This window comes from Desulfoluna sp. (assembly GCF_030145185.1).
In the GTDB taxonomy this organism is placed as follows: Bacteria; Desulfobacterota; Desulfobacteria; order Desulfobacterales; family Desulfolunaceae; genus Desulfoluna.
Genome location: NZ_JAQYWB010000055.1, coordinates 22648 through 38998, shown reverse-complemented (window position 1 = coordinate 38998; position 16351 = coordinate 22648). Strand labels below are relative to the sequence as shown.

General features: G+C 53.5%; 16 protein-coding genes. 12 read left to right on the top strand and 4 right to left on the bottom strand.

Features of this window, described 5'->3' with window-relative positions; translation table 11 throughout:
• Window positions 1-571 precede the first annotated feature (571 nt).
• A complete protein-coding gene (locus tag Q1Q75_RS16590) occupies window positions 572-1111 on the top strand; it encodes a GNAT family N-acetyltransferase (RefSeq protein ID WP_300672877.1) in 540 nt (179 codons plus the stop codon).
• A 75-nt stretch (window positions 1112-1186) separates the two neighbouring features.
• Here the strand turns inward: Q1Q75_RS16590 and Q1Q75_RS16585 are convergent, their stop codons facing one another.
• The 4 genes from Q1Q75_RS16585 to Q1Q75_RS16570 form a co-directional block, all read right to left on the bottom strand.
• A complete protein-coding gene (locus tag Q1Q75_RS16585; RefSeq protein WP_300672875.1) occupies window positions 1187-1612 on the bottom strand; it encodes a DUF3783 domain-containing protein in 426 nt (141 codons plus the stop codon).
• Window positions 1613-1631: 19 nt separating this feature from the next.
• Window positions 1632-2768 (bottom strand): hypothetical protein, encoded by a 1137-nt coding sequence (locus tag Q1Q75_RS16580; RefSeq protein ID WP_300672873.1) that lies wholly within the window; start codon window positions 2766-2768, stop codon window positions 1632-1634.
• 82 nt (window positions 2769-2850) lie between these two features.
• Window positions 2851-4155, bottom strand: a complete 1305-nt coding sequence (locus tag Q1Q75_RS16575) for a hypothetical protein (RefSeq protein WP_300672871.1) — start codon at window positions 4153-4155, stop codon at window positions 2851-2853.
• A 149-nt stretch (window positions 4156-4304) separates the two neighbouring features.
• On the bottom strand, window positions 4305-4907 hold the full coding sequence (locus Q1Q75_RS16570) for a penicillin-binding protein activator LpoB (protein WP_300672869.1): 603 nt from the start codon (window positions 4905-4907) through the stop codon (window positions 4305-4307).
• Between the two features lie 1108 nt (window positions 4908-6015).
• On the opposite strand from Q1Q75_RS16570, the gene Q1Q75_RS16565 reads away from it, so the two are divergent.
• The 11 genes from Q1Q75_RS16565 to Q1Q75_RS16515 all read left to right on the top strand — a co-directional run bounded on the left by Q1Q75_RS16565 (window position 6016) and on the right by Q1Q75_RS16515 (window position 16134).
• Window positions 6016-6441 (top strand): cytochrome c3 family protein, encoded by a 426-nt coding sequence (locus tag Q1Q75_RS16565; protein WP_300672867.1) that lies wholly within the window; start codon window positions 6016-6018, stop codon window positions 6439-6441.
• 110 nt (window positions 6442-6551) lie between these two features.
• Window positions 6552-7223 (top strand): methylenetetrahydrofolate reductase C-terminal domain-containing protein, encoded by a 672-nt coding sequence (locus Q1Q75_RS16560; protein ID WP_300672865.1) that lies wholly within the window; start codon window positions 6552-6554, stop codon window positions 7221-7223.
• A gap of 126 nt (window positions 7224-7349) precedes the next feature.
• Window positions 7350-8009 (top strand): hypothetical protein, encoded by a 660-nt coding sequence (locus Q1Q75_RS16555; protein WP_300672863.1) that lies wholly within the window; start codon window positions 7350-7352, stop codon window positions 8007-8009.
• Between the two features lie 34 nt (window positions 8010-8043).
• Window positions 8044-8442, top strand: coding sequence for a (Fe-S)-binding protein (locus tag Q1Q75_RS16550; RefSeq protein ID WP_300672861.1), 399 nt, complete (start codon window positions 8044-8046; stop codon window positions 8440-8442).
• Between the two features lie 111 nt (window positions 8443-8553).
• On the top strand, window positions 8554-9480 hold the full coding sequence (locus tag Q1Q75_RS16545) for a methylenetetrahydrofolate reductase (protein WP_300672859.1): 927 nt from the start codon (window positions 8554-8556) through the stop codon (window positions 9478-9480).
• Between the two features lie 110 nt (window positions 9481-9590).
• On the top strand, window positions 9591-11072 hold the full coding sequence (locus Q1Q75_RS16540; protein WP_300672858.1) for an ATP-binding protein: 1482 nt from the start codon (window positions 9591-9593) through the stop codon (window positions 11070-11072).
• Complete coding sequence (locus Q1Q75_RS16535; RefSeq protein ID WP_300672857.1) at window positions 11065-12573, top strand: response regulator; 1509 nt, start codon at window positions 11065-11067, stop codon at window positions 12571-12573. The genes Q1Q75_RS16540 and Q1Q75_RS16535 overlap by 8 nt, the downstream gene beginning before the upstream one ends.
• Window positions 12570-12854 (top strand): hypothetical protein, encoded by a 285-nt coding sequence (locus Q1Q75_RS16530; RefSeq protein WP_300672855.1) that lies wholly within the window; start codon window positions 12570-12572, stop codon window positions 12852-12854. The genes Q1Q75_RS16535 and Q1Q75_RS16530 overlap by 4 nt, the downstream gene beginning before the upstream one ends.
• A gap of 653 nt (window positions 12855-13507) precedes the next feature.
• Window positions 13508-14278, top strand: coding sequence for an enoyl-CoA hydratase/isomerase family protein (locus Q1Q75_RS16525; RefSeq protein WP_300672854.1), 771 nt, complete (start codon window positions 13508-13510; stop codon window positions 14276-14278).
• Between the two features lie 37 nt (window positions 14279-14315).
• Window positions 14316-15383: a histidine kinase gene (locus tag Q1Q75_RS16520; protein ID WP_300672853.1), complete on the top strand. Its 1068-nt coding sequence runs from the start codon at window positions 14316-14318 to the stop codon at window positions 15381-15383.
• On the top strand, window positions 15370-16134 hold the full coding sequence (locus Q1Q75_RS16515; protein ID WP_300672852.1) for a LytTR family DNA-binding domain-containing protein: 765 nt from the start codon (window positions 15370-15372) through the stop codon (window positions 16132-16134). The genes Q1Q75_RS16520 and Q1Q75_RS16515 overlap by 14 nt, the downstream gene beginning before the upstream one ends.
• The last annotated feature ends 217 nt before the right edge of the window (window positions 16135-16351 follow it).

Below are 16351 nucleotides of genomic sequence, written 5' to 3'. Positions count from 1 at the left end.
TATCAGGTTGATCAAACGTCGTTACAGTGCTGCGCCCCTGTTTTCTTTTTGAAATATCGAAGAATGCATAACCATTATGGCAAATAATGGATGGGGGGCTATTTGTCTCTTGACAGGGGGCAATCATATCAGGATGGGCAAAGGGTGTGCCGTGCCCATCTGGCGCGGGTGCAACCGATCACGCCGAGGAGAGATGCTGCGTCGTCAAAATTTATACAATTTTCAGCGTTGTGGGTTTCCCGACTGCCAGATGGGCACGCTTCGCCCTTTGATATTAAATGGGTGCCCATCCTACGACGCCGCCGTAATCTCACCGGTGTGACAGGGAACCCACGGCTGTGAATAAGAGGCAATCACATCTGCTATTAAGATGAAATTTAATCAAGGTTATTTCGTAAAACCTGTTTGTTAAACCCGTCTTAATAAAATCAGGCAAAAGTTTAGCCCCCGGCAGGGCCGCCGGAGGCATAAGCTGAATAGTTACAATATTTTTTTCAATCCGTACCCTTTGAAGAGACGGTGGACCGGTTTGTGTCCTCGTCTAAGGGGTAGGGTCAACGTGAAGGTGTTTATGATTCTTTCGAGTCTTCGGTTGGTTTTTCGACCCATGGAGGCGTGTGACCTCGCGTTCATGCGGCGTTTTTTGAGTGATGGGGAGTTGACGCGCTGGCTTCCCGTGGATTACCCCTGTCCCTTGGACTTAATCCATATCCATGTGGACCGTCGCCTTGAACATTGGGATCGGTTCGGGTTCGGAACCTTTGTGCTTCAAGACGCAGAAACCATGGATCCTGTAGGATATTGCGGTTTGGAACATGTGGTGGACAGCCCCTTCATCGATCTGCGTTACGGGGTGACCCAGGAGGCCCAGGGGCGTGGCCTTGCCTTTGAAGCGGCGCTGCGCATCGTGGCCCATGGCTTTCAGGGGCTGCAATTGCCGCGGATTTATGGGGCCGCCATGCCGGAAAATCGTGCCTCCGTGGCTGTGCTAAAAAAACTGGGCATGCGTCCGGATAAACGTTTCGACTGCTATGGGGACAATCTCTTTTCTGCCTCCGTGGACAAGGCCACCTTTGAACAGCAGGAGTGGCCCATGGCTCAAAATGCCTGACCCTGTGCCTGATAGACTCACAAAAAAAAACCGCTTCCTGATGGATGCGGTTTTTTTGTGGATTGGAATAAGGGGTCAGGGACGGGGCCGACGGGCTTTGGCCATCTCTTTCTGCTCTTCAGAAAGGTGCTTGAGAAGGGTCCCCAGGGGCCAGGTTTCGCTGGTTTCGGTCAGGGTGGCCCACAGGGTTCGGGGCAGGCTGCTTGCCCTCCAGCCCTTCATGAGCTCCTGGAGCTGGCTGCCTGTGATCCCAGCCATAATGACGGCAACACCGCCCAGGGGTTCCCGGTGGTCAGGGGGCTCCTCAAAGAGCTGCTTGACCGAGATCTGGAGATCACCGCGTCCGGCAAAAGCGACGGAGAGATCGTCCCATCCAAGGTCGTGGACCAGGGTGAGAAGCGCTTTTGCAGATTCGTCTTCAAGGCCGCAGACCAGAAGTCCGCGGGGGCCGTAAAGGGGCGTCTCGTCGATTTCAATGGGGCGCATGGTGCCGTCGCTCATGGGGTCTCCATCCCTTTTCTTAGTTTAAATAGGCGATTATTTTCTGTGCAAGTTTTCCTGACAGGCTGCGGGTGGCTTTGGCTCCGGCCTCTTCGTAGCTGAGGTGTCCTGATCGCTTGTTTTCATTGAAGTTGCCCACGGTCTTTCCCGTGACGGGGTCGATGATGGAGACATCCGCGGTGGCGCGCATGAACTTGAAGTTGGGGTCGTTGGTCTTGACGCGGGAGAGGGCGAGGGCCACCTGCAGGATGACATCGCTGTCGGAGGGTTGGTTTCCCACAATAAAACCGGCCTCGGTGAGTTCGCGGGCCAGTTTATGGCTCAGGTCCTTTCCCTTGGGGGACTTGACGTTCAGGCTGATCCGGAAATTGGTTTTTATCTCCTGAAGGGTCGCCACCAGGGTTTCAAACTCACGCTGATCGGTTTGTTCGGCGGGTCGGCCAATGACCTGGAGGCGGCTTATGAGGGCTTCGCGTTCAATGAAGAGGTTCATGGCTTTGTTGAGATGCTTGAGTTTCATCAGCTTACCCGGGCTGGTTTTGGCGGCGTTTTGTTCCACAGCAATCCGGGCGCTGATCCGGGCGATGTCGTTTCGCCATTTCCGGGCCGCCTGTTCTCGATTCAAGGCGACGTCGGCCACATACTCTCGACCATCCTTCACCACGGGACCGACCTCGACCCCTTCGAGTTCGATGGTGGAGGCGATACGAATCTTGGCCTGTACGTTTTTGTAAAGGCTGTTCCCTTTTGCGGAGTCGGTGACGGCCCGGGTGACCGAGGAAATATCGCTCTGGATCCGGGATTTAAAGGTGTTGGAGAGCTCGGCCTTGGCACGACGGATCGCTTCAGGTCGGGACTGTCCGTATCCCCGGGCAATGAGGTGGGTGGAGGCGGAAAAATCAGCGACGATCGTCACCGGTGTCTGGGCCGGGGCTGGGGCAGGCGTCTTGCTCATGTCGGGCCGAGGGGGCTGAACGGGCGCGGTGACGGCTGCGGGCGCCGGGGACGAGGGGCGTCCTTCGAGTTCGTCAAATGCCTGACGTGCGCGTTCTCTTTGAACCGCGCTTCTGTCGGTTCGGGTTTTCACCGGTGAGGAGGTGACGCAGCCGGTCAGGACCAGCGACGTGACCATGAGGACGGGGATTAATCGTTTCATTTTTTTATCTCCCTTGATGGGGGCTTTAAGCCGGGAGAATGACGACGCCGTGTCGGTCTCCCGGCCTCGTCATTCATTGGGGCTAATATATGGTGTTGTTAAAGACAAAGACGGTCTGCCCTGCCTTCACATGAACGGTCTCAAGATAGGTGTCGGTCTCTGCGCAGGTCGCAGCCGAAGCCGAGTATTCACCGGGTTTCACAAAGCGGCTTGCGATGTAGATCTCACCCGGCAGGGTTCGCCAGCAGCGGGTATCTGCGGTTTCGGTGGCACTGGCGGCCACTTGTCCGGCAATCTGGGCGAGCAGGCCTGCAAATTCCCCCTGTTCTTTTTCCACGGCCTTGGCGGCCGCATGGACGGCCACTTGTTTGGCGACGGCCCGGGTAATGGTTTTGGCCCAGATTCGCGCTTTTCTGTCGTTCAGGTTCTTGACGGCGATACGGGAGATATCCTCGGCAAGGGTGGCCTGTGTGGTGATCTTCTGACCGCTCTCATCTGACAGGACCAGGCTGCTGTCGGAGCATCCCACCGGAAAGGTGACATATTGAGGGAAGGCAATGGAGATGGGGCCGGTGGGGCCCATATGGGTGAATTTATTTTCGATCTTTTTGGGGGCTTTGCCGTTTATGTGTATGTAGACGATGCGTCCCATCGACCGTGTTTTTTTGGCTGTGGGTACTTTACCGGTGTAGCTTGTTGCGATCTCTCGGGCCTCTTTGAGGCGGTCTGCGGGGCCGGCGACTCGCACCAGGTCTTCATACAGGGAGGGCGGGGTGGGGGTGCCGTAGGCCGTGTTGTAATCTCTGTAGGCCTTCAGCGCCTCATAATAATAAATATAAGCGTCACTGTACTCACCGTCCATTTCGCTGAGGATGCCGCTGATATAGCGGCCCAGTGCGTCCTCTTTATAGACGTTTTTGGTCTCATACTGGGTGTTGTATTCCGTCAGGAGGGTATTGAGCTTCCGGCATTCCACCAGGGCATTCTCGTAGGACCCCTGACGGATGTAGGTGAAGGCGGAAAAAAGATTGATCAGCGCCCGCTCGAAATCTTCACCGGGGTAGTCGACGATCAGGTCGTTGACAAGAAACGAGGCCGCTCCGGCGCTGATGCTTTTGGTCCACAGACGTTGAGCCATCTCATCGGCTTCGTTGAGCTCGGCAGCCGCCTTTACCAGGTCACCGCATTGGTAATGGATCATGGCGCAGTCGAGGTGATACAGGAGTTGGGCATGGGAGCCGTAGTCTTTTTGCCTGGTTTTGAGCATTTCTTGGGTACCGACACAATCGCCGGCCTGGAGGAGACGGTCAAGATTGGCGTAATCGAATGTCGGGGCGCATCCGGTGGCTGAAATCAACAGGATCAGAAAAAAAACAAGTCGTTTCATGGGGGGCATATCTTCCTCATGACAAAAGTATAAACAGATGACAGGGCCGGCATCCGGCCTGAAGCGTGGGGATCAATCGGAGAGCCGCCTGGATTCGCAGAAAATCCAGGCGGCCTCTTGCCTTGGTGGCAGCGTTTCGAGCGGTCGCTTTAGAATCTGAAGCGGCTTTGTTTGAGAAGCTTTTTGATCTGTTTTTCTCCAATCCATACCTTCTTGTTTTTTTCCAGGTCGATGAGTGTCAGGTCCACCTGATAGAAGCGAACGGACTTTCCGCCGTCCTTGTTCACGATGCTGTTGAGTTCGCCCTGCAGCATGAAGTCGGCGGCGATCTCTTCTCCAGCGGATTTGGCGGTCTCTTCGGATGCGTAGGACGCCTGGTCCAGGCGCTCATCACGAATCTCTTCACGTTCGCTGCGGCTGGCGGCAAATTCGACCAGGCCGGAGTTGAGAAGCGCTCTTTCCAGGTTACGCACAAAGGTTTTCACGTTGATGTGTTCGTGGCTTTTGTTTTTGACGCCTCCGATGATGACCACCGGGCTTTTGCCGTTGTTGGCCGTGGTAAATTGGGTGATCCAGGGGCGTGAGAGGACATCGTTGATCATTTCGTCTGCCACAAGACGGGAGTCGGTGTCGTTCCACTTGCTCCCCACGTCTGTGACGGTGTCACTGTCTACCCGCTGGGTGGAAATGGTCTGACAGGCCGGCAGGAGGGCAAACAGGGTGAAAGCGATAAGAAGGGCACTTTTTTTCATGTGATGAGTTCCTCGATTTGTCTGATTTTAACAGCGTGGCTTTGTAAAAAAGATTACAAGCCTGGACATTTGGTACCCAGTTTTCACTGGTTTGTTCCTTAAATATCAGTTTCAGTGCAAAACGTCTGTTATGCAATGTTCTCCTGGTTCATTAAAAAAATGAACACAGGGTAATGCCCTTGACGGGTTGTTGCTGGCGATGGTGACGTTATCCCGCACGACGTCATGAGGACGGCGTACAGGGGATAACCGATGGATTTTATTTTAAGGCCAAGGGGACCATCCCTCCATTTTTTACATTCATCCCTGCAAGTAGAGAAATTATAGGAAAGCGGATCAATTGATGTCAACATGAAAAATGGTTTCATTGAACTCCGCGGAAATGAGAAAAATAATGTGTGAATTTCGTGTGATATGAATTGAGTGGCGATGTCGACGGGGTCGGGTCTCTCGAAAATTGAAACGATGGTTTGATTACGGATATTTATATCTGTTTAAAAAGTGCAGAGAATGACCGGGTCGGTGGTTGACAATTTCTCTCATCGGTGTTTCAGTCATTTTTGAGAGAGCGGTCTTCCGGATAGCTCGGAAGAGTGGATGTCTGCTGATAAAAAAATTGCTGGATGAGTAATTGCCCGATTGTAAAATTTTGGTGACGGGTTATAATAACCCCAGTTTTTTTCGTGAAGGTCTTCCTCGCTGTTTTTCCCCGGCCTCAAAGGGTTCCCCCTTTGCTCTCGGGCTGTTTCGGGGCAGGGTGGGGACGACAAATGTTCAGCTGATCGGTATGTGCTCATTGGGTGGCAAAGAAGCTATCTCTTGTGCATTACCCTATCCCATGAAAGCTTTTTCAATTGGCTAAAAAGAAAACAAAAGTTGAGTGTTATCGTTACTTGACATCACAAGTCAATTTGCGTAAAAAAGGTATCACGTGTCTGATGGGTGTGTTCAAGGCTGAACGGCGTACACACGTGACGAATCAGGTCACGAATAGTGCGCTTTTTTTGTCTTAGACTCGTTTCTTTGACGACATCTGGTTGTGATGGTCGGATGGATTTCCGTCTGTCATCTTATGTTCATCCATATCTGCGAGGAGTGTGACAACCCCATGGATAAAATGAGAACACGATCTTGCGTTCTGCCCCTTTTCATGCTGGCCATTTTGATTGTTTTGCCGGTGTTGTTGTCTGCTGGGACGGCAGAGGCGGGTGCGAAGCAGAGACCCTCGGTCTCCTTTCCTCATGAGATGCATTTTGATCTGGCTGAAGATTGCCTCTCTTGCCATCATGACTATCAGGATGGCGAGAATGCCCTGGACGAGGACCTCCTTTCGGAGACAGAACCGGAAGAGGTGATGACCCTGAACAGCATGCATCGGGAGGACCTCAGCGCGGTTGCCTGTGCTTCCTGTCACGGTGGAGAGAAGGCGAAATCCGATCCGATGGATGCCTTTCACGGCCAGTGCATTTCCTGCCATGAGGCAGAGAAATCCGGCCCTGTCATGTGCGGTGAGTGCCATGTAAAAGCAGACTGACCGGGTGCGGCAACAGGCCTTGTTGGGTGGGTGGCCGCATGACGAGAGTACGTTAGATGACAGCTTCATCCGGGGGATGGGGTTGAGATAAATTATAATGGGAGGGAATCGTGGTTAAAGCCAAGAGAAAACCGTTGGAAGAGATCGCCGAGGCCATATCCACTTACGGCAAGGTGCTGACCGTTGGATGCGGCGGGTGCGTATCGGTCTGTCTGGCCGGTGGGCAGCGGGAGGTCTACGAACTCAACGCCGAACTTGAGCTCACGTTCAAGGAGAGCGGCACTTCCAAGCAATTGGGCAATTACACGGTGGAACGTCAGTGCAATATGGATCTGATCCAGGAAATGGACGATATCGCCGAAGGGTATGATTGTATTCTTTCCATGGCCTGCGGTGCAGGGGTTCAGCTCATGGCGGAGCGTTATCCCGACAAGCCCGTTTTCCCAGCTGTTAACACCGTGTGTATCGGTGTCGATCGAAACCTCGGGATGTATGAAGAAAAATGTCGTGCCTGTGGTGAGTGTGTTTTGGCTTACACGGGGGGGATCTGTCCGGTGACCCGATGCGCAAAAGGTCTGTTTAACGGCCCCTGTGGCGGGACCAACAATGGCATGTGTGAGGTGAGTCAGGATGTCCCTTGTGCGTGGGTGGAAATTTACGAGAGGCTTAAAGGCCAGAATCGCTTGGATGACATCTTGAAACTTCAGAGCGTGATGCAGTGGCAGAATCAGTTGCAGCGTACCGTGGTTCAACCGAAGTACGAGAAGCGTTATTACAAGTGATGCCGTGGTGTTTTAATGGAGCCTCCGGCCTTAGGGCCGGTGAAAATCAGCCGCTCCCGGCACCGGTGAAAAGGGTTCCCCTTTTTACTCAGACGTCAACCCATTGAAAAGGAAAGTGGGGCTCTCATGTACGATTTTATCAGGGGTCCGATGGTCTGGATCTCCATTGCGATCTTCTTCGGTGGCATCCTCTGGCAGGTGTTCCGGTTTCTGACCCTCTCTCAAGCCATTGAGGAACCGAAACTGAAACGACCGGCAGGGCTGGTGGCAGAAGTGCCTCCCGCAGGTGTCGGTGGGTTTCTTCATGCCCTGAAGCTCTCCATCTTTAAAACCAGCCCGGGGATGATTATCGTAACCTCGGTTTTTCATCTTTGTCTTGTGATGGTGCCGCTGTTTCTTTTGGGGCACAACATTCTCATTGAACGGGCCATCGGGTTTTCCCTGTTCTCTTTTAGTGAAAGAACCTCCGATGTTTTGACCGTGATCTTTCTGTTCTGCGGGCTGTTTTTTCTCTACCGACGGCTTTTCCTCCCGCGGGTTCGGATTATCACCAGCGGCTATGATTTTCTGATGCTGCTTCTGGCCACGGCCCCATTTATTACGGGCCTTCTCGCGTACCATCAACTCTTTGACTACAAGACGTTGATGGTTCTGCACATTCTGGCCGGTGAGGCGATGTTGATCTGTGCGCCCTTCACCAAGTTTGTCCACATGGTCTACTTCTTCGCGGTACGTTTTTCCGTCAAGGGTGAGTGGGCGCTGGGCAGTGGCAACAGAAACTGGTAGCCCCAAGGGGCTTCCTCTTATACGGAGAGTTGACATGTTCAAGAAAAACACAGCCGGGGTTGATACCGACCTCATCAAAAAACGGCTCGACAGCAGAAAGGCAAAGATGAAGCTCTCTCTGGCTGCATGTGCTCACTGCACCCTTTGCGCCGAGAGCTGTTTTCTCTTCAATGCCCGAGACAATGATCCGACCTACATGCCCTCCTACAAGTTCATCAATTCCATCGGCGTGCTTTATAAAAAAAAGGGGATGGTCGATCGGGCCGCCCTTCAGGATATTCGCGACGTGGTCTGGGATCGATGTGTGCTCTGCACAAGATGTTACTGTCCCTTTGGCATCGATATCCCGGAAATGATCGCATTTGCCCGCACCATCTGTCGTGAGCAGGGGGTCTTCCCCGATTTTGAGAAAGAACAGAAACATGCAGGGTGAGTGACCGTCGGTGTTGGGCTGTTCTGTACCTCGATATCAAACATATGACGGCAAGGTGAAAGCTCCTCACAGACCCGTCAAACATAACAAACAGCGAAGGAATGTGCCGATATGAAATCAGGAAGCAATCTTGAAAAAATTCTCGCAGCAGGACACTTTGCATTTACCGGCGAGCTGGGTCCCCCACGTGGTTCCAATGTCGAGCATGTCAAGGAGAAGGCCCAGCACCTGGTCGGCCGTGTAGACGCTGTGAACATTACCGACAATCAGACTGCCATGGTGCGTATGTCCAGCTGGGCCGCATCACTGCTGGTCAATGAGCTGGGGCTTGAACCCAACTACCAGATGGTGTGCCGGGACAGAAACAGGCTGGCCATGCAGGCGGATATTTTAGGTGCCTCTGCCCTGGGAATTCGCAACATGCTTTGCCTCAGCGGCGATCATCAGATGTTTGGTGATCATCCCAACGCCAAGGGTGTCTTTGACATTGATTCGATTCAGCTCATCAACGCGGTGAAGCAGATGCGTGATGAGGGAAAATTTCTCTCCGGTGAAGAGATTGATGGTCCGCCCAAGCTCTTTATCGGTGCCGCGGCCAACCCTTTTGCCGACCCCTTTGAGTGGCGGGTGCATCGCCTGGCCAAGAAAGTAGAGGCCGGTGTGGATTTTGTCCAGACCCAGTGCGTCTACAATATGGAGAAGATGCGCGAATGGGTCAAGCAGTCCGTGGATATGGGGCTGACTGAAAAGGTGTATATCCTCCCCGGCATCACCCCCATGAAAAGCGTGGGTATGGCCAAATATATGAAGAGCAAGGTGCCAGGCATCGAAGTCCCCGATGAGGTGATCAAGCGCCTTCAGGGTGCGGAAAAGGGCAAAGTCGCTGAAGAGGGCATTAAGATCGCCTGCGAACAGATCGAAGAGTTCAAGGAGATGAAGGGCGTCGCCGGTGTTCATCTGATGGCCATCGAGTGGGAACACAGGGTGCCCGAGATCGCCGAACGCGCAGGGATGCTTCCCCGGCCCATTGTCGAGTAAATTGCCTGTGTTTGTGAGGTGAGAGTACCGTAACCGTTGTGTTTGATTTTGAGGCCGCGATGCAATAGGATACCCTTTGTTCGCGGCCTTTTTTATCAAAAGGAGCCTTTGTGTATCCGGACAAACGGGATGGAACCATTTGTGCGCTGGAGGAGGAGAAGCGAAACCTGATGCTGGTTTCACGAGACCTCAAGGTGATCGCCACCAATTTCCGTCCCGGGTTGAGATACATGGGGACACAGTGTATAGGCCGCACCTGCCATGAACTTCTCTACAGACGGGACCTCCCCTGCAGCCCCTGCCTCGCCGTCGAGGTCCTTCGGACGGGCAAACGTGCCGTAAAAAAAGTGGATCCTGTGAATGGGAAGATCCAGCGTGAGGCCTGTCACTATGCGTATCCGCTCTATAGCGGGGACGAAATATCCTATGTGGTCCTGCTCGATTATGATGTCTCCTCCTTTGAGGAGATGGAAGAGAACCTTGAACGTTCCAACGCCTTTTTAAAAAATCTCATCAACAGCGCCGTGGACGGGGTCATTGCCGCCCATATTGATGGCCGGATCCTGATTTTTAATGATGCCGCTTCGGATATCTGCGGGTTCAGCGTGGAGGAGGCGTTGGCCGGGATGGATATTCGGAAAGTGTATCCCCCGGGAGTGGCCGAAGAGATTATGGTCAAGATGCGCGGTACAGATTCCGGGGGGCCGGGTAATGTGAAAGCCCTTCGGGTGGATGGCATGGACAAGAGCGGGCAACGGGTTCCCATCAATCTGGATGCGGCGATTGTTTATGAAGAAGGTCAGGAGGTGGCCACCATCGGGTTCTTTCGGGACATGCGCGAGTCCTTGCGTATGGCAGAAGAGCTCAACGTGACCCAGCTTCAGCTTCTTCAGGCTGAAAAGATGTCCTCACTTGGAAAGCTGGCCGCCGGCGTGGCCCATCAGATTAACAACCCCCTGGGGGGGATTGTTCTTTTTGCGCGGCTCCTTCTCGAGGAGTACGAGCTGCCCGAGGAGGCGCAGCAGGATATCAAACGCATTCTGCGTGATGCCTCCCGGTGTCGGGATACGGTGCGCGAGCTACTGGAGTTTGCGCGCCAGACCCAGAAGGCCATGTCGCCCCTGGATATCAACCGTGCCATCAGCCGGACACTCTATCTTCTCGAGAGCCAGACGATTTTTCATAACATCGAGATCCGCTCCGAATTGGATCCCACGCTTCCCCACGTGATGGCGGATGGGCAGCAGATGAACCATCTGTTTATGAACATCATCTTAAATGCAGCTGATGCCATGGGGAATGAAGGGGTGCTCACCGTCAGGACCGGAGTGACAGGCATCGGGTGGGTCTTTGCCGAGGTGGTTGATACGGGTATCGGAATCCCGGAGGCCTTGTTGAAACGAATTTTTGACCCTTTTTTTACCACCAAGGAGGCCGGGGAGGGGACGGGGCTGGGGTTGAGCCTGGCATACGGCATTGTGGAGAGTCATGGCGGCACCCTGACCGCGTTTAATAATGAGGGCGAAGGGGCCACCTTTCGGGTGGAAATTCCTCGCCCCCGAGGGCCAGGGGAGTCAGACAGCCATGGATGACGCGAACATAAAGATTCTGATCATTGATGACGAGGAAGATATCCGGGAAGGCTGCAGGCGTTCTCTGGCCCGAAGCGGCTGCGAGGTGCTTACGGCTGCGGAGGGTTCGGAAGGGCTTTCCTTTGTGTCTGAGGCCACCCCTAAAGTGGTCTTTCTCGATCTGAAGATGCCGGGGATGGATGGCATGGAGGTGCTGGCCCAGATCCAGGAGAGGGCTCCTTCCTCCCTGGTGATTATCATGACCGGTTACGCCACCGTGGAGTCCGCGATCACGGCCATGAAGAGCGGGGCCTACGATTTTATCGCCAAGCCCTTTGAGCCGGAACAGATTCGTCTGGTGGCCGGACGCGCGCTGGATCACATTCGGGTGGTGCGACGGGCTGAAAAGTTGAAACGGGAGCGTGAGCGCACCCTGACAGACCTGGGGACGGAAAAGAGCCGGATCGCGGCCATTGTCGAGTCGTTGCCCAACGGGGTGGTGGTGACCAACGCCTACGGCATGGTGGTGCTCATGAACTCGGTGTTTCAACGGCTCTTTGTCGGGGATCGTTTGATGGAGTCCCAGTGCCATATTTCCTGGTACATCGAGGACTCTGATTTTTGTCTCTGGATCAACAGCATCTCTACCGGGGTCTTCATGACCGATGGCAAGATCCCTTCCTGTGAACTTCAGGTCCCGGACAATGGGTTTTATCTGGCCCGAGGTCAGCACGTCCTGTCGGCGGAGGGGGAGTGTCTGGGGTCGGTGGTGACGCTGACGGATATCACCGACCTGAAAACCTTTGATCAGATGAAATCCGAATTTGTCGCCAAGGTCGCCCATGAGCTTCGATCCCCGCTGACGGCCATTTGTGAGCAGCTCGCCCTGGTGGAAGAGGAGGTGGGGCCGGCGATGGGGGAGGAGAACCGGGGGGTGATCGTGAGAGCGCGCGACAAGGCCGGAGCCTTGATCGCCCTGATCGGTGATCTGCTGGACCTGCAGCGTATCGAAGGGGGCGGGGAGTTTTCTCACCCCCGTGAGGTGGATCCCGGAGGTTTGTTGCGGGCCATGGTGGATTTTTTAAGGGCTCGCGCCCAGGCTCAGGGGGTGGGGCTGACCCTTGAACTGCCCGAGACGGTTTTGCCCCTGCTTTTTGCCGATCCCTCGTCGCTTGAGAGTATTTATGGTAACCTGATTACCAATGCCATCAAGTACACAGGCAGCGGGGGCCATGTGAGGGTGTCTGTCTCGGTTTCGGACGATGATGAACTCTGGGTGGCCATCGCTGACGACGGGTTTGGCATTGAAGAAAAGTACCAGGAGAAGATTTTTCAGAAGTTTTACCGGATCAAAGATGATAAAAGACGGTTTATTGTCGGGACGGGTCTTGGGCTTTCCATTGTCCGCCAACTGGTGGAGGGACTCTTTGGGACGGTGGATGTGATCAGCCAGCCCATGGTGGGCAGTACCTTTACGGTCAAACTTCCGGCCCTGACTAAGGCCGATACAGAGGGCGTATGATAGCTAAAAATCCGTTTCGAAATGAACGAGTTGAGGTCCTTATCGGCGAACTGAGTCGGGCCACCCAACGCATGGAACGTCTCATCAGGGAGCTGCCCACAACGGAGCCTCGGGTGCTGGGGGAGCTGCACACCCTCTCCATGCGTATCGATCGCATGGTGGGGGAGGATCCCGGCCGGGAGCGCCGATTCATGTTTCTCGACCAGGCAAAACGAAAAGCGCAGTATCAGCGGCAACGTTACATGCAGGTTGTTCTTCGGGGCAAGCTGCGAAACGCCTGAGAAGGGCGTCTGTTTTTCTGTTCAACGATTCTCTGGCAGCCGAAAGTGTTCCCCCCGAATTATTTTTCTGCTGCGAGACGTTCCTTTTTGAGTCTCTCCTCGGTTTGTTCATCCCTTTATAATCCGGTTCGTCGCCCAAGCTTCGAAATAACGGCTTGTCTGTGGTTCTTTGGGGCCTTGATCATCGTTTAGCCCGAAGGGTGAGAAAAGCGGTAAGAAAACCGTGAATTGCATTTTGTATTTTAGAAATATCTAAATTTTCCACGGTAATCAGCTGTAATAATATCTTATTTCTTTGGCGCGATCGTTTTCTCATGAAATATCCGGGTTAGGCCAGTCAAACGAACCCGGTCCTTCCATGACCACGATTTTTCAGAGGGCCACAGGACCCTATCCCTATCTCTGATCCCGATCCACTCTGGGGGGTGCTTGAAGCTCTGGTTCGAAGAGACGGAGCAGGGAACATCAATGTGTGGTAATCACAGAGGACTTTGGGTGCTTGAAGAAACCGGCATGGACATTTCGAGGCAATTCAGGTATACCCATTTTTTGCCGGGTGTAAAAAATTGACACACGGCAAGTGAACAAAGTTTCATGTTATCATTCCAGAATTATTGTGTTTTATGTGACCATTGGTCGTTTCGGAGGGAATTATGATTAAGGAAAGAGTCGAAGACGGAATCGCCATTATTACCCTGTCTCATGGTGCCACCAATTCCATTACCCTTGACACCCTGCGTCAAATGGATGCCATCGTTAAAAAGGTCAACGAAGACGATACCATGAAGGGGATTGTGCTGACCGGGGAAGGCCGGTTTTTCTCAAGTGGATTCCATCTCCCTGATTTTATCGGGTTCCAGTCTCACGCAGAGGCCGTCGCCTGGTTTGAAGAGGAGGAAGAACTCCTCCTTAACTTTTTTACCTGTGAAAAGCCCGTGGTCTCTGCCATTAACGGTCACTGCGCCGCCGCCGGCCTCATCTGGTCCTTTGCTGCCGATTACCGTGTGGTGAAAAACCATCCCAAGATCCGCATGGGGATGAGCGAGATCAAGATCGGGCTGCCCCTGTCCATTGCTCAGTACAGAGTGGTTCGTTATGGATTAAATGACGATCGCACTTACCGTAACGTGATGTTCTTCGGTGATATGGTCGGGGTTGAGAAGGCTCTTGAGATTGGCATGGTGGATGAAATTGTGGAAGAAGATCAGTTGATGGTTCGCGCCAAGCAGATCGTGACCTCCTGGATCGACACCCCCAACCGTCCTTTCATTACCATGAAAAAGATGATGCGTCAGGATACGGCGGACAGCATTCGTTATCGATTGGATAAAGAACCATGGCGTGCTGGGTTTGATATTTTTACCAAGCCGGAAGTTCGCGGCACCCTTGAGTTTGTTCAGTCCATGATGGAAGGCAAGAAGTGATTTGATCCCCTGGGAAAAGGCATGATCAAGGTGAGCGATGCGTGAGGCAGGATCCAGAAAAAGCTTTGTATTTCGTGACCACCTGGGGCTGATTGTCCGGAAGTATATTTCGGCCGTGGTCACGGTGACGGTGATTGTGATGCTCAGCTCCATGATGGGGTTTGGGGAGGGCTTTTTTACCAACTTCATCATCGGGCAATGCGTGGGCACCTGTGCGTTTGCCTTTACCTTCACCGCGTTGATCTGCCTGCGCTGGAAAGGGCCCCTGGTCCAGATGACCGGGGCCGCCCTTGCCATGGCGGCCGGAGCCTGTGCCGGTATTATCTTCGGCGCGTTTCTGTCGGGCAAAGATCTCTTCTTTTACATCCCTGAGAAGAGTGAACTCATCGTTCAGGTGGTGATTCTTACCGTCATGGGCGGCTCTCTGTTTCGGTTTATTCTCAATTCCCAGGAGAAGATCCGTCAGGCACGGGAGAGAATTCAAACCGAGAAGATCAAGCGGCTCACCATCGAAAAAAAAGTAGTGGAAACCAACCTTCGCCTCCTCCAGGCCCAAATTGAACCCCATTTCCTCTTTAACACCCTCTCCAACATTTTGAGCCTCCTGGACACCGATGTGGACCGGGGCAAAGTGATGATGAACGATCTTATTTCCTACTTAAGGCTGTCTCTTTACAAGACCCGTGAGGAGATGGCCACCATCGGTCAGGAAATGGAGATGATTCGGGCGTACTTGAATATTTTTAAAATCCGCATGGGTGAACGGCTCTCCTATGCCATTGATATCCCCGAATCATTGCGTGGCATTCCCTTTCCCCCGATGCTGATTCAACCTCTCGTGGAAAATGCCATCCAGCATGGGCTGGAGCCGCGGATCGAAGGAGGGGATATCTCCATCGCCGCTTCGGCCATACCGGGTAAGCTTTGCATCGACGTGGCCGACTCCGGCCTCGGGTTTCATGAGGGCAGCCACTGGGGTGTCGGCCTCACCAACATCAAGGAACGCCTGGACTCCCTGTACGACGGCAAAGCCAGGCTTATTATAAAAGAGAACAGGCCCCACGGATTTCTGGCCTCCATAGAGGTACCCCATGACCGAGATTAGAGCGATTATTGCCGATGATGAAGAGCAGCTTGTGATCTACCTGGAGTCCATGCTTTCACGGATCTGGCCCGAGCTGGTTGTCTGCGGCCGTGCCGGAAACGGGCGGGAAGCTCTGGAGCTTATGGAACTCGAATCCCCGGATATTGCCTTTTTAGATATTAAGATGCCCGGCCTGACGGGGATGGAGGTGGCGAGCCAATGCAGCCGACAGACCCGGGTGGTTTTTATTACGGCGTTTAATCAGTATGCCGTGGATGCCTTTGAAAATGAGGCCATGGACTACCTGCTCAAACCCGTGACCGACGAGCGTCTGTCCAAGACCGTGGACCGACTGAAAAAGCAGATGGAAGGAGACACGCCCCCTGCAGAGCTGAAAGGGGTCATCGAAGAGGTGATTCGCGCGGTGGGTCGTCCGGCCGCTTCGTCTCATCTTAAATGGATCAAGGCACTCCACCGTGATTGCATTCGGTTGATTTACGTGGACGATGTGTTGTTTTTTAAATCCAGTGCCAAATACACCACGGTCCTCACCGTTGATGGCGAATCTCTCATTAAAAAACCCATCAAAGAGTTGACCGATGAATTGGACCCCGAGACCTTCTGGCGGATTCATCGTGGCACCATTATCAACGCCGGATGTATCGATAAGGTCAGCCACTCCCTCACCGGACGCCTCGCCGTTAAACTGAAGGGGTCTTCAGAGATCCTCACTGTCAGCCGCAGCTACGCCCACCTTTTTAAACAGATGTAGAAGCAAGACGAATGGAATGATTTTGATTCGGCTCCGGCGGTGAGGTGCCTCCTCTCGAAAAGGGGTGTGACGTTGTCGTCACGGCGGCAGCGGTATGTGAAGAACCCTTTCATTTTTCGGTCTTGCCTGTCCCCTCTGGGGGGCATTTAATACCGATCCTTTTCCTCAGACCCCACGAAATCCCATGTCACAGACGTGCCTCTGCTCTAAATCGTGT

Excerpts from the sequence above, each read along its gene's own strand:
- Q1Q75_RS16590 (WP_300672877.1), top strand. The coding sequence starts at position 572 with ATGATTCTTTCGAGTCTTCGGTTGGTTTTTCGACCCATGGAGGCGTGT.
- Q1Q75_RS16585 (WP_300672875.1), bottom strand. The coding sequence starts at position 1,612 with ATGAGCGACGGCACCATGCGCCCCATTGAAATCGACGAGACGCCCCTT.
- Q1Q75_RS16580 (WP_300672873.1), bottom strand. The coding sequence starts at position 2,768 with ATGAAACGATTAATCCCCGTCCTCATGGTCACGTCGCTGGTCCTGACC.
- Q1Q75_RS16575 (WP_300672871.1), bottom strand. The coding sequence starts at position 4,155 with ATGAAACGACTTGTTTTTTTTCTGATCCTGTTGATTTCAGCCACCGGA.
- Q1Q75_RS16570 (WP_300672869.1), bottom strand. The coding sequence starts at position 4,907 with ATGAAAAAAAGTGCCCTTCTTATCGCTTTCACCCTGTTTGCCCTCCTG.
- Q1Q75_RS16565 (WP_300672867.1), top strand. The coding sequence starts at position 6,016 with ATGGATAAAATGAGAACACGATCTTGCGTTCTGCCCCTTTTCATGCTG.
- Q1Q75_RS16555 (WP_300672863.1), top strand. The coding sequence starts at position 7,350 with ATGTACGATTTTATCAGGGGTCCGATGGTCTGGATCTCCATTGCGATC.
- Q1Q75_RS16550 (WP_300672861.1), top strand. The coding sequence starts at position 8,044 with ATGTTCAAGAAAAACACAGCCGGGGTTGATACCGACCTCATCAAAAAA.
- Q1Q75_RS16545 (WP_300672859.1), top strand. The coding sequence starts at position 8,554 with ATGAAATCAGGAAGCAATCTTGAAAAAATTCTCGCAGCAGGACACTTT.
- Q1Q75_RS16535 (WP_300672857.1), top strand. The coding sequence starts at position 11,065 with ATGGATGACGCGAACATAAAGATTCTGATCATTGATGACGAGGAAGAT.
- Q1Q75_RS16530 (WP_300672855.1), top strand. The coding sequence starts at position 12,570 with ATGATAGCTAAAAATCCGTTTCGAAATGAACGAGTTGAGGTCCTTATC.
- Q1Q75_RS16525 (WP_300672854.1), top strand. The coding sequence starts at position 13,508 with ATGATTAAGGAAAGAGTCGAAGACGGAATCGCCATTATTACCCTGTCT.
- Q1Q75_RS16520 (WP_300672853.1), top strand. The coding sequence starts at position 14,316 with ATGCGTGAGGCAGGATCCAGAAAAAGCTTTGTATTTCGTGACCACCTG.
- Q1Q75_RS16515 (WP_300672852.1), top strand. The coding sequence starts at position 15,370 with ATGACCGAGATTAGAGCGATTATTGCCGATGATGAAGAGCAGCTTGTG.